11 protein-coding genes are annotated in these 11,962 nt (G+C 67.4%); 2 read left to right on the top strand and 9 right to left on the bottom strand.

Annotated elements, in window-relative coordinates; genetic code table 11:
- The first annotated feature begins 3 nt into the window (after positions 1 to 3).
- On the top strand, positions 4 to 627 hold the full coding sequence (locus OVA06_RS06580) for an isochorismatase family protein (protein WP_268157118.1): 624 nt from the start codon (positions 4 to 6) through the stop codon (positions 625 to 627).
- 61 nt (positions 628 to 688) lie between these two features.
- On the opposite strand, the gene OVA06_RS06575 is transcribed toward OVA06_RS06580, so the two are convergent.
- The 9 genes from OVA06_RS06575 to OVA06_RS06535 all read right to left on the bottom strand — a co-directional run bounded on the left by OVA06_RS06575 (position 689) and on the right by OVA06_RS06535 (position 10,443).
- Positions 689 to 2,470 carry a DEAD/DEAH box helicase gene (locus OVA06_RS06575; RefSeq protein WP_268157116.1) on the bottom strand — a complete coding sequence of 594 codons (1,782 nt, stop codon included), beginning with the start codon at positions 2,468 to 2,470 and terminating at the stop codon, positions 689 to 691.
- Entirely contained in the window at positions 2,470 to 2,811 is a 342-nt protein-coding gene (locus tag OVA06_RS06570) for a DUF3039 domain-containing protein (protein WP_015937500.1), read from the bottom strand. The genes OVA06_RS06575 and OVA06_RS06570 overlap by 1 nt, the downstream gene beginning before the upstream one ends.
- A gap of 131 nt (positions 2,812 to 2,942) precedes the next feature.
- Positions 2,943 to 3,722 (bottom strand): glucosamine-6-phosphate deaminase, encoded by a 780-nt coding sequence (gene nagB / locus OVA06_RS06565; RefSeq protein ID WP_056085195.1) that lies wholly within the window; start codon positions 3,720 to 3,722, stop codon positions 2,943 to 2,945.
- Positions 3,723 to 3,749: 27 nt separating this feature from the next.
- Positions 3,750 to 5,321, bottom strand: a complete 1,572-nt coding sequence (locus OVA06_RS06560) for a hypothetical protein (protein ID WP_056085193.1) — start codon at positions 5,319 to 5,321, stop codon at positions 3,750 to 3,752.
- Positions 5,303 to 6,121: an ABC transporter ATP-binding protein gene (locus tag OVA06_RS06555; RefSeq protein WP_056085191.1), complete on the bottom strand. Its 819-nt coding sequence runs from the start codon at positions 6,119 to 6,121 to the stop codon at positions 5,303 to 5,305. Before OVA06_RS06555 ends, OVA06_RS06560 begins: the two co-directional genes overlap by 19 nt.
- Positions 6,122 to 6,209: 88 nt before the next feature.
- Positions 6,210 to 6,551: a DUF3253 domain-containing protein gene (locus OVA06_RS06550; protein ID WP_261619545.1), complete on the bottom strand. Its 342-nt coding sequence runs from the start codon at positions 6,549 to 6,551 to the stop codon at positions 6,210 to 6,212.
- 11 nt (positions 6,552 to 6,562) lie between these two features.
- Positions 6,563 to 7,660 carry an NADH:flavin oxidoreductase/NADH oxidase gene (locus tag OVA06_RS06545; RefSeq protein ID WP_268157110.1) on the bottom strand — a complete coding sequence of 366 codons (1,098 nt, stop codon included), beginning with the start codon at positions 7,658 to 7,660 and terminating at the stop codon, positions 6,563 to 6,565.
- Entirely contained in the window at positions 7,660 to 8,670 is a 1,011-nt protein-coding gene (locus OVA06_RS06540; protein ID WP_056085187.1) for a tetratricopeptide repeat protein, read from the bottom strand. The genes OVA06_RS06545 and OVA06_RS06540 overlap by 1 nt, the downstream gene beginning before the upstream one ends.
- 69 nt (positions 8,671 to 8,739) lie before the next feature.
- The gene (locus OVA06_RS06535; RefSeq protein WP_268157106.1) at positions 8,740 to 10,443 is read right to left on the bottom strand and encodes a hypothetical protein; all 1,704 of its coding nucleotides are present in this window, start codon (positions 10,441 to 10,443) and stop codon (positions 8,740 to 8,742) included.
- Positions 10,444 to 10,645: 202 nt separating this feature from the next.
- On the opposite strand from OVA06_RS06535, the gene OVA06_RS06530 reads away from it, so the two are divergent.
- Positions 10,646 to 11,956, top strand: coding sequence for an AI-2E family transporter (locus tag OVA06_RS06530; RefSeq protein WP_056085182.1), 1,311 nt, complete (start codon positions 10,646 to 10,648; stop codon positions 11,954 to 11,956).
- The last annotated feature ends 6 nt before the right edge of the window (positions 11,957 to 11,962 follow it).

Here is an 11,962-nt window from a genome sequence, read left to right as displayed (position 1 = left end):
CTGATGTCACGCGCACTGATTATTGTCGACGTCCAGAACGACTTCTGCGAGGGCGGTTCGCTTGCCGTTGACGGCGGCGCTGCCGTGGCAGGCGCCATCAGCGAATACGTCGACGCCCACCACAACGAGTTCGACCACATTGTGGCCACGCAGGACTGGCACATCGATCCGGGCGGACACTTTTCCGAAACCCCTGATTTCAAGGACAGCTGGCCGGCGCACTGCGTGGCGGGAACCCGCGGCGCGGACCTCCATCCGGACCTGGACACCGAATACATCGAGGCGTATTTCCGGAAGGGCCAATACGCTGCCGCGTACTCGGGCTTCGAGGGACTGCTGGCACCCGAGGACGCGGTCCCCACCGGGGAGCGCCAGGCCGGTTCAGCAGAAGACGCCCTTGAGCCGGACGGGGACGCCGTTGGCCTCGACGACTGGCTGCAAAGCCATGACGTCGAGGACGTTGTGGTGGTGGGGATCGCCACGGACTACTGCGTGCTGGCCACCTCACTCGACGCCGTCCAGGCAGGATACTCGGTCACCGTGGTCCGTTCCCTCACGGCAGGCATTGCCGAGGACCTTGAAGAAACCGTCGCAGAGATGGAACTCGGCGGCGTGGACGTCGCCTGAAAGCAGGAACCAAGAGGAATGGCCGGGCCTTAGGGCCCGGCCATTCCTCTTGGCAGAGCGGCTACTTGCGGCCGACGAACCAGTCCTGAAGCTTCCGCAACCGCGCCTGCAGCTGTTCCTCGTTGGCCTGGGCCACAGCGGGACCGCCGCAGACGGTGCGCAGCTTCGTGTGCACCATGCCGTGCGGAGTGCCGGTCCGGGCAGCCCATGCCGCCACATTCTTCGCAAGCTCGTTCCGCAGGTCCATCAGCATCCTGTGGTCCGGTACCGCGGGGATGACGGTTTCCGCCGCTGCCGGCCCCTTCCGGTTCTTCCGGTTCAGCTGCTCATGCTGGCGCTGCCGCAACAGCGTGCCCACCTGCTCAGCGTCCAGGAGCCCGGGAATGCCCAGGAAGTCCATCTCGTCGTCGGACCCTACCTCGCCGCCGGTGCCGAACTCGCCGCCGTCGAACAGGACCCTGTCGAAGGACGCCTGCGAGTCCAGCGCCTCGAACTTGCCCTTGGTGAGGCTGTCCGAAGCTTTCTCCTCCCGGTTGGCCTCGGCCATCAGCGAGTCCTCGGGGTTGAACAGGCCGTCGCCGTCTTCTTTCTCCGGCCGGTCCAGGGCGTGGTCCCGCTCCATTTCCATGGAGTTGGCCAGCGCCATCAGCGTGGGGACGGACGGCAGGAACACCGAGGCAGTTTCGCCTCGCTTGCGGGCACGCACGAAACGCCCGACAGCCTGGGCAAAGAACAGCGGCGTGGACGTTGAGGTTGCGTACACACCAACGGATAGACGCGGCACGTCAACGCCTTCGGACACCATCCGGACAGCCACCATCCACCGCTTTTCGCTGGCGGTAAACTCCTCGATCTTGCTCGAGGCCTTGGCGTCGTCGGAGAGGATCACCGTGGGCGACTCCCCCGTGATCCGCTTCAGCTGCCCGGCGTAGGCCCGGGCGTCCTCGTGGTCCGTGGCGATCACCAGGCCGCCGGCGTCGGGCACCGTGCGGCGCACCTCGCTGAGCCGTCTGTCCGCGCCGGCGAGGACGGCGGGGATCCACTCACCGGCCGGGTTCAGTGCGGTCCGCCAGGCGTGCGAAGTGATGTCTTTCGTGACGGCAGCCTCGCCCAGCGACGCCGCCATCTCCTCGCCGGCACTGGTACGCCAGCGCATCTGGCCCGAATACGCCATGAACATGACGGGCCGGACCACATGGTCCCGCAGGGCGTTGCCATAGCCGTAGGTGTAATCAGCCCGGGAGCGGCGGATACCGTCGCGGTCCTCGGCGTATTCCACGAACGGGATGGGCGAGGTGTCCGAGCGGAACGGTGTTCCGGTCAGCGCGAGCCGGCGGATCGCGGGGTCGAAGGCCTCCCGCAGCCCGTCGCCCCAGGACAGGGCCTCGCCACCGTGGTGGATCTCGTCCAGGATCACCAGGGTGCGGGCGGCCTCGGTCTTGGCGCGGTGCAGCATCGGTTTGCTGGCCACCTGGGCGTACGTGACGGCGACACCGATGAATCCGCGGCCGTGCTGGCCGTCCGAGTTCTTGAAGTTGGGGTCGATCGCGATGCCCACCTTGGCCGCGGCGTCAGCCCACTGCCGTTTGAGGTGGTCGGTGGGCGCCACGATGGTCACGCGGTTTACCGCACCGGAATCGATGAGCGTTGAGGCGATGCGCAGGGCGAAGGTGGTCTTACCGGCGCCGGGCGTTGCGACCGCAAGGAAATCCCGGGGGCTTTTGGCCAGGTAGAGGTCAAGTGCTTCCTGCTGCCAGGCACGGAGTTTCGGGGCGGTTCCCCAGGCTGCGCGTTCCGGATAGGCCGGGGGCAGGGTGGGGCCGCCAAAGAGCGTCTCCGTCACTACTTGTTGCTGCCTGAGTCCCCTCCGGGACCCTTGCCGCCGTCATTGCCCGGGCGGAGCCCTTCGTAGACCTCTTTGCACGTGGGGCACACAGGGAACTTCTTCGGATCCCGGCCCGGCGTCCAGACCTTGCCGCACAGCGCGATGACGGGCTCACCGCTCAGCGCCGACTCCATGATCTTTTCCTTGCGGACGTAGTGCGAAAAGCGCTCCCGGTCCCCCGGTTCGACCTCCTGGCGCAGTTCTTCGCGCTCAATGGTGGCCGTGGACGTTCCAGCCCCGGAAAGCTCGCGCATCGGGTCGTTTTCGAGAGGGTCCGTCATGCTAGTCATGCCAACCATCTTAGCCTTTCCGGCAGTGCTGCGTCCGACGGCGGCGCGGCGCCCGGGGGCAGGGCCGCGGGGGCAGGACGCACCCCGGCGATGCCCGCCGTCGTACGTTCCCGGGACGCGCCCGCGTGCCGGAGGTGCCGCTAAATGCCCTGCCAGGAGGGCTTGTTGTCATAGGTATGCCGGTAGAAATCGGCGAGTTTCAGGGCCGAAGCGGCGGCCTCGTCCACCAGGACGGTGGCATGCGGGTGGAACTGCAGGACCGAGGCCGGGCAGATCGCAGCAACGGGGCCCTCCACGAAGTCCCGGACCGCCTGTGCCTTCTGGGCTCCGGTTGCGATCAGGATCACGTGCCGGGCGTCCATGATGGTGCCCAGGCCCTGCGTGATCACATGGTGCGGAACGTCGGCCAGGCTGGTGAAGAACCGCGCGTTGTCCTTGCGGGTCTGTTCGATCAGGCTCTTGATCCGGGTGCGCGAGGCGAAGGAGGAACCGGGCTCGTTGAACCCAATGTGACCGTCGGTCCCAACGCCCAGCAGCTGCAGGTCCACGCCCCCGGCCGAGGCGATGGCGGCTTCATAGGCATCGCAGGCTGCCGGGATGTCGGCGGCGGAGCCGTCCGGCGAATGGACGTTGGCGGGGTCGATATTGATCCGGTCGGTGAATTCGCGGCGGATTACGTTCCGGTATTGCTCCGGGTGCCCTTCCGGAAGTCCCACGTATTCATCCAGGGCGAAGCCTGACGCCCGGCTGAAATCCAGCCCTGCTGCATGGCGCCCGGCCAGTTCCTCGTAGACGGGCAGAGGCGAGGAGCCGGTGGCCAGCCCCAGCACAGCGTCCGGTTTGCGCCGCAACAGCTGTTCGATGGCGTCAGCCGCAAGCTTCCCGATGGGACGGCTGCCGCCAAGGATTACAACTTCCACGTCAAGCCGTCCTTCGGAGGTGGTGGATCAACGGTTCACAGTGAGCTGGGCCAGCATTTCCGGACCGCGGGCTTCCAGCCAGCGGCCGCCAATCCTGACGCCCACCACAAAAAGTACCAGCCCCAGGGCCAGGCCTACGCCAAGGTTCAGCCACCCGAAGAACGGATTCCCGGTGACGCTCTGCACGATGAGCAGCGCGGCCTCCGGAATGACCAGGAGGGCCAGCACCCCCATGCCGCCGAACTGCACCAGCATGGTCTGGCCAACATTTCCCGGTGGCTTCTTGAACGGGCTGTCACCCGGCAGCGGAACGGCGATGTTGTACCGGGCGGACACCACCGATGACAGTCCCAGCCCGCTGAGCAGCATGCCCAGCGACAGGCCCAGCACGCCCGGCAACCACTCCCAGGACCCGGTGAAGGCAAACGGCACCACCGTGAACGCCAGCACCACCGGGACGGAAAGGATCAGGCACGCCAGTGCCCGGCCCAGGCGGTCTGCGGTGCCCCGGACCCCGGTGGCCAGGTGGAGGGCGAAGGCGGTGTTGTCGTAAGAAATGTCGGCCGAAATGGACCAGGCCATAAGGAAAGCCGTGAGCGGCCCGAGCACCGAAAGTACGCCCAGGCTGTCGCCCTGGCTGGCCTGGAAGAACAGCACCACGGCCAGCAGCGGAATGACAATAAGCGATCCGCCGTAGCGGGGGTCCCGCAGCCAGTACGTGAGTGAACGGGCGGCTACGGCTCCGGTGGGCGTTGGCGGCAGCAGGGCGAACATTCCCAGCTTTCCGCCCTTCCGGCTCCCACCGCCTGCGTAGGGAGGGTTGACCAGCGCACGCTCCAGGAGGACTTTCCAGCACCAGGTAAGGCCCGCCAGCGTTGCGGCGGCAATCAGCAGTTTCAGGCCGGCGGCGCCGGGTTGCCCGGCGTCAACATCTCCGCCCAGGGACCAGGCCGCACCCAGCGGTGTCCAGGCAAGGGCACGGGCGAAGTCCGGCAGGAACCCCGCGGAAGCGGTAATCCCCTGTGCCACGCCTGCCACGATGGGTCCCAGCAAAATCAGCGGAATCATGAAGACCACGCCGCTGATGTCCTTGAAGCGCCGGGACGAGGCGAGGCTGGCCGTAGCCGTGGTCACTACCTTGGACAGGAGAATGCAGGTCAGGATTCCCAGGACGGCCCCCACAAGTGCGGCGCCGGCCGAAAGGATGCCCCGTGACCAGGTTGCCACGGTGGCGAGGCCCACCAGAGCGGTGGCCACCCCGGGGATCCCAATCAGGCCGCCCAGTGCGAGGCCGGCCAGCAGCTGCCGCATGGGGACAGCGAAGGTGGTGAACCGCAACGGGTCCAGGGTCATGTCGGCAGAGGATACTGCCACCGGGATGAGCCCCCACCCAAGAATGGCGAGCGATCCGCCCAGCACCACGGCAGTCTGTGCAATTTCGTGGCTTTCGCGGCCCAGCATGATCAGCGCCACAACCAGCGCCCCCACGATTCCCACGGCATAGAGGGCGCCGAAGGCGATACCCACGATCTGCCACGGGCTGCGCTTGAGTCCGTTGCGCAGCAGTGTCAGCTTGAGCCTTAGGAGGTGCGCAACCATTCCAGCCCTTCCGTGTGGCTTCGGCCGCCCACCAGCTGGACGAACCGGTCTTCCAGGGAGGCCCCGGCGCGTACTTCGTCAACGGTTCCGGCGGCCAGCAGGCGGCCACCGGCCACCACTGCCACGTGGTCGCACATGCGCTGCACCAGGTCCATCACATGGCTGGAGACAATGACTGTCCCGCCCGAGGCGACGTAGCTGTCCAGGATTGACCGGATGTTCGATGCCGAGACCGGGTCCACAGCTTCAAAGGGTTCATCGAGGACCAGGAGCCGCGGGGCGTGGATCAGTGCGGAGGCAAGGGCGATCTTCTTGGTCATGCCGGCCGAGTAGTCCACCACCAGGGTGCCGGCGTCCTGGGCCAGGTCCATGGCAGCGAGCAGCTCGCCCACCCGGGAAGCCACCACCCCGCGGTCCATGCCACGCAGCAGCCCGGCATAGGTGATGAGCTGTTCTCCGGTGAGGCGGTCGAAGAGCCGGACGCCGTCCGGGAGGATGCCCATCAGCCGTTTGGCCTCCAGTGGATTCGCCCATACATCCACGCCATGCACCAGGGCCGTGCCGAAGTCCGGGCGGAGAAGCCCCGTCGCCATCGACAGGGTGGTGGTCTTGCCGGCGCCGTTGGGACCCACGATGCCGTAGAAGGAGCCGGCCGGGACATCGAGGCTGATTCCGTCGACGGCGATCTTGGTGCCAAAACGCTTGGCCAGCCCCCGGATGGAAAGGGCCGGAACGGCCCCGCCCGGGGGTGGGCCGGCAGGGGTGGGTGGAAGCGCCGGGTGCGGTTGCGGAGCAGTCATGAAGCCAGACTAGCCCGCGGGTGCCGCCCCTGGGGTCCTCCCGGAGGAGTAGCGACAAAGGCGTACGACGGCGTCCGCGGACGGGCCCCTAACGGACCTTGCGGATGCGGATGGGGCCCTTGGCAGTGGCCGGATCCACCACGGAACCGCCTTGGGTGACTTCGGCGTCGCCAGCGTCAACCAGCCGGCGGGCGGCTTGGCGGACCGGCTCCATCAGAGCCCGCCAGTGCTCCCCGCCCACGGCGCGGGCGGCATCGGACGGGCAAATGGTGGACGTGGCTGCCCGGGCGGCCAGCAGCTTCAGGATGGCAGCCTCCAGCTCCCGGCCCGTGGGCTCGGAGGGGGAAGTGCCTGACGCGGAGTTGCCCGACGGGACGGCGCCGCGGGGTGCTGCGTCATCGGATGGCTTCGGACCGGACTGCCCGTTCACGGACTGTCTCCTCAGAACGAGCGCCGCGGAATGGCGCGATCATACTGCGGAACCCAGGGCAGGTCATGGCCCAGCTCGAAGGCCGCCCGAAGCCACCAGTGCGGGTCGCGGAGCGCCGCCCTGGCAATCAGCACCGCATCCGCCTGGCCTGTGGCCACGGCATGCTCCGCCTGCCCGGCGGAGGTCAGGAGTCCCACGGTGCCAGTGGGCACTCCGGCTTCCTCCCGGATGGCGGCGGCGAAACCGGTCTGGTAACCCGGTCCCACGGTGATTTCCTGATGGGCCACCGCTCCCCCGCTGGAAACGTCGATCAGGTCCACGCCATGCTCCGCGGCCTCGCGCGCCAGGCGGACAGACTCCGGCAGGCCGATACCGCCCGGCGCCCAGTCGCTGGCGGAAATCCGCAGCAGGAGCGGCATCGAGTCCGGGATGGCGGCCCGGACGGCATCGATGACGGCGAGCATCAGGCGGTTCCGCCGCTTCTCGTCGCCGCCCCATTCGTCGTCACGGGTGTTGCTCAAGGGGCTCTGGAACTGGTGCAGCAGGTAGCCGTGGGCGCCGTGGATCTCCACGGTGTCGAAGCCGGCGTCGACCGCCCGCGCCGCAGCAGTTGCGAAATCCGCGATCACTGCCTGGATCTGGTTTCCGGTCATGGCCGCGGGAACGTCATACCCCTCGAAGGCGAGCGCCGACGGGCCCACCGTGGACCAGCCGCCCTCGGCTTCGGGCACCGTCCCGCGCCTGCCGGAAAACGGCCAGAACGTGGAGGCCTTCCGGCCGGCGTGGGCCAACTGGACGCCGATCCTGGCCCCGCCCGTACCGTGCTGGTGAACGAACGTGGTGATCCGCCGCCAGGCCTGCACCTGATCGTCGTTCCAGATGCCTGCGTCGCGCGGGCTGATGCGGCCTTCGGGGTTCACGGCTGCTGCCTCGGTGAGGATCAGCGCGGCCCCGCCGGCGGCAAAGGAGCCCAAATGCATCAGGTGCCAGTCGTTGGGAACTCCCGGGCCGGCGTCGGGGTCGCAGCTGTACTGGCACATGGGCGATACCCAGCCCCGGTGCGGCAGTTCCAGCGACCTCAACTTCAGCGGCTCAAAGAGCGCCGGCACTAGAAGAGCACCCTCGCCAGGGCCTGGCGCGCCTTGGCCACGCGTTCGTCCGAGGCTCCTACGACGTCGAACAGCTCCAGCAGCCGCACCCGTGCAGTCTCGCGCTCCGGGCCGAAGTTCCGGCCGATGAACGCCACCACGCGGTTCAGCCCATCTTCCACATGGCCCCCGGCGACATCCAGGTCCGCGACTCCCAGCTGCGCTTCAATGTTGTCCGGCTCGTTGGCTGCGAGGGCCCGGACGGCTTCGCTGTCCTGGGCGGACACCACCTGGAGCCTGGCCATCAGCTCCACCTGTGCCAGGCCGGCCTTGGCCTCATGATCGGACGGCATCTCGTTAAGGGCCTGCCGGTACGCTTCGGCTGCTGACTCATAGTCCCCAGCTTCGATGGCGTCGTACGCGGCCTGGTGCAGCGGCGGCAAGGGCGCTTCTTCCGGTTCGCCGCCGTCCCCGGCGTTCAGGCTGCCGGTGACACCGTTGGCGGCGGCAACTTTCAGCAGCTCGTCGAAGAGGCTCCGAACCTGCTCTTCCTCGGCATGGCCCTGGAAGAGGGGAACCGGCTGCCCCTTCAGGACGGCCACTGCGGTGGGCACGGCCTGGACCTGGAAGGCCTGGGCAAGCTGCGGGAACGCTTCGATGTCCGCGGCGCCCAGGACCAGCCGGCCGCCGTAGCCGGCCACCACACGGTCAAGGACCTCAAGGGCCGCAGCGGATTCCGGGGAGTACGGAGCCCACAGGGCAAAGACCACAGGCACCTGCGCGGAGAGCTCCACGAGCTGCTGGAAGTTCTGCTCCGTCACGTCGACCCTCAGCTCGGGGCCATTTCCGGGCCCGCCCGGCGCACCGGCAGCCGGGGTGCCCGCCGGTCCGTCAAGTGCCGGCGGGGCCGCTGACGGCGACGGCGACGGAGCGGCGGGGCGTTGCTTCAGGCTGGAAAGATCGACGGCGCCGCGAAGGTTAAGCAGGTTGGCAGCGGCCGGAGGGACTGGACGGGAAGCAGGCGAACTCATGCTTCCCACTCTAGCCACTGCGGCCGCTGCCGGTGGTACTGCGGTAATGGGACTACTTGGTGCGGGCGGTTACTTGAAGCTGGCGCCCACGAGCCCGCGGGTTGCTGCCACAAGCTTCATGGGATCGGAGGAACCCGCCGGCGGCACATAGACCGCTACCGACTCGGCGAAGCTCAGGACCATGCCCGTGGTGGTTTCCTTGCCTCCGGCCAGGGCTGCAGCGTCGTCACCAATGGAGAGCTTGTCCCCGGCGGCCTTCGGGGTTCCTTCGAAGCCAAAGTTGATGCGGCCCAGCACCAGTGCGCCGCCATCTTCGGTGCGGAACACCACTGTGCCTTCGGGGGCCACCTTGTGGGTGAACGAGAAGTTCCCGTTTTCGCCGGCCTTGACCACTTCGGCCTGGTAGGACAGGGTGTCGGCAATGTACGGCGAGGATTCGCCTTCCACGATCTTGTCCTTGAACGCCGAATCGGCATTGCCAAGCCGGTCGGCCAGGCCCGACAGGGCCTCTTCTCCCGTGTACAGCAGGCCGGTCTTGTCCTTCGCTTCCACGGTTTCCGTGCCATTCCGGCTGATGGCGGGGAACGTGGTGCCCGGCTGGAGCGGCGTGGTCTCCATCAGCTTGTAGTTTTCCCGCGGGGACTTCTGGACGAGGGTCAGCAGCTGGGGAACCACGTTGCCGTCGCCCTGGGAAACGGCGAGGACCGAGCGCGGCCATCCGCGGTCCGTGGTGACCGCCGTCGTCAGGAGCTTGGTGGAACGGACCGGCATGCGGGCCTCATAGGAGCCCACCTGCGAGCGGATCTTGTAGTTCGAGGTACGGACTTCCAGCTCCGTGCCGCCCACCCGGTCGGCCAGCTTGGCAGCATCCTTGGCGGCGTCGCCGGCGTCGGCGGCACTGGATACCTGCTCCAGGATGCGGCGGAACTGCACGTCCAGCAGGACGGGAGCGGCGTTGCCGCCCTGGGCGGCCGGCGCGGAGGCCGAGCCTGTGGGCGCGGGGGCAGGCGACGTAGCGGCGGTGGCGGCAGTTCCTGTGCCGGCGAGCACCGCGGCTGCCACGCCGGCGGCCGCCATGGTGACCCTGGAGGAGGTGCGGGCCTGCTTGCGGGCACGGGCACGCTGGGCGAATCCGCTGCCCTCGCCGTCGCCGTCACCGTCGCGCCGGCGGGCAGAGAGCACTGCGAGGACAATTCCGCCAAGGATGAGCAGTGCGCCGAGGACCATCAGCGGGATGGCCCAGGGGGTGGCGGTGTCGTTGGGGAAGGTCATCGAGACCGTCGCGGGAGCAGCCTTTGTTCCGTCGGCGGCCAGCAGCAACGTCCAGTCGCCGTCTGCAGGAGGGGTCCAGGAGTACTCGAGCTCACCGCTGGCATTCTCCGTGGTGACCCAAAGGTCGGATCCTGCAGGGTTGGGTGCCGCAGCCTCGCCGTCGGTGTGTTCAACCTGCAGGGACTTGCCATCCTCCGACGTTCCCGTGATGGTGTTGTGGGCAGCGGTGCCCACCCAGGCCTCGACGTCGTCGGGCCGGCCCGCGGCGAGCATGAAATTGCCGTCGCCCTGCACATCGATCTTGACGGTTCCACCGTGGAGTGTCCGCAGCTTCTGGTCGAAGACGGTCAGCGGAGCTGCCGCAGTGTCGGCCGGCGCGGACGCCGTAAAGGTCTCGGAAGGGGCCCAGATGGTCTTCTGGCCGATACCGGCCAGAAGTGTCAGGAGGCCGAGCAGCACAAGTGCGGCTGCAGTCTTTAAACGCAAGGGAACACCTATCATCAGCGGGGTTTAGCTTCAATAGTAACCATTTTGTTACCACGAGCCCCAGTTCAGGCCCGTTTAATCGCATTTCGGCTCACCGCGCAAAGCGTCGCTGCGGGGCTCCTCCGCAGGTGTTGACAAGCCTGCTGATAGTGTTTGCGATGATCATCACACCGGCCCGCCAAGGCGGTGCCATGCACGGAACAGGCGCCAAAAACCAGTGACTGACAAGACGGACGGGTCCTCCCAGGCAGCAGGCGATCCACGGGACGTTGGGCCGTCGCCCTCGGTCCCCCAGGATTCCGGAACTGCCGGCCGGAAGGGCGCCGCCGCAGCAGCGCTGGGCTTCCTCGCCCGGCGCCTCCGGCAGCCGCTTCCCGGCGCGCAGCCGCGGCTCCGCTTCGAGATGCCGCCGGAATACTCCCAGCAGGACCAAACCACCGAGGACCCCGACGGCGTAGCGCGTCCCCAGTTCGGCGCGCCCGGGCCACGGATGTCCCCGCAGCACCCGCTCTACATGGGCTTCATGGGGACAGTCGGCGTCGGTGTGGCGCTGCTGGTCTACTGGATCGGGTCCCACACCACCCAACTTCTCCTGTGGATCGTTGCGGCGCTCTTCATCGCGCTGGGCCTGGAGCCTGTGGTCAAGTGGCTCGAGAACCGGAAGATCCCCCGGCCGGCCGGAATCCTGATGTCAGTCTCGGTGCTGGTTATCGCCGTCGTGGGCTTCTTTGCCACCCTGATTCCCACGATCATTCAGCAGGTCACCGAAATAGTGGAGCAGGCGCCCACGTGGGTGCGCGACTTCATGAATTCGGACCTTTTCCGCACCCTTGATGACCAGTTCGGTGTCCGGGACCGGATCGCCGAAGAGCTGAATAAGTTCGTCAACGATCCCAACGCCGTGGGCGGAATCGCCGGCGGCGTCGTGGGGTTCGGCTCCACGGTGGCCAATGGCCTCTTCGGTGCCCTTATTGTCCTGGTGCTGAGCCTCTACTTCCTGGCTGCCCTGCCCGCGATGAAGAAATGGGGTTACCGGCTGGCACCTCGTTCCCGCCGGCACCGGGTGGAGGCGTTGTCGGACGCTATCACCAAGTCCGTGGGCAACTACGTCATCGGCCAGGCCTGCGTTGCGCTGCTCAATGCCACCTTTGCCTTCATCGTGATGTCGATCGTGGGCATCCCGTTCGCCCTGCTGCTCGCGTTCGTGGTGGCATTGCTTGCCTTCATCCCGCTGGTGGGTGCCATGATCGCCGGAGTCGTCGTGGTCCTGATCGCCCTGACGGTGGGCTGGCAGACGGCCGCCATCTACGCCATCTGCTACTTTGCCTACCTCCAGTTCGAGGCCTACTTCATCTCGCCGCGCATCATGCAAAAGGCTGTGGCCGTTCCCGGTGCCGTCGCCGTCATTTCGGTGATCGCCGGCGGCAGCCTGCTGGGGGTCCTCGGCGCACTCATCGCGATTCCCACCGCGGCTGCCATCCTGTTGCTGATCAAGGAGATCTACATCGTCCGGCAGGACCAGCACTAGCCTGAC

Origin of the sequence: Pseudarthrobacter sp. SL88, from assembly GCF_026672455.1 — a bacterium.
Taxonomy (GTDB): domain Bacteria; phylum Actinomycetota; class Actinomycetes; order Actinomycetales; family Micrococcaceae; genus Arthrobacter.
The sequence above is the reverse complement of the archived record's forward strand: the minus strand, read 5'-3'. Positions and strand labels throughout refer to the sequence as shown.

Coding starts and splice junctions, on each gene's coding strand:
- OVA06_RS06560 (WP_056085193.1), bottom strand. CDS start 5,321: ATGGTTGCGCACCTCCTAAGGCTCAAGCTGACACTGCTGCGCAACGGA.
- OVA06_RS06535 (WP_268157106.1), bottom strand. CDS start 10,443: ATGATAGGTGTTCCCTTGCGTTTAAAGACTGCAGCCGCACTTGTGCTG.
- OVA06_RS06555 (WP_056085191.1), bottom strand. CDS start 6,121: ATGACTGCTCCGCAACCGCACCCGGCGCTTCCACCCACCCCTGCCGGC.
- OVA06_RS06570 (WP_015937500.1), bottom strand. CDS start 2,811: ATGGTTGGCATGACTAGCATGACGGACCCTCTCGAAAACGACCCGATG.
- OVA06_RS06580 (WP_268157118.1), top strand. CDS start 4: ATGTCACGCGCACTGATTATTGTCGACGTCCAGAACGACTTCTGCGAG.
- OVA06_RS06540 (WP_056085187.1), bottom strand. CDS start 8,670: ATGAGTTCGCCTGCTTCCCGTCCAGTCCCTCCGGCCGCTGCCAACCTG.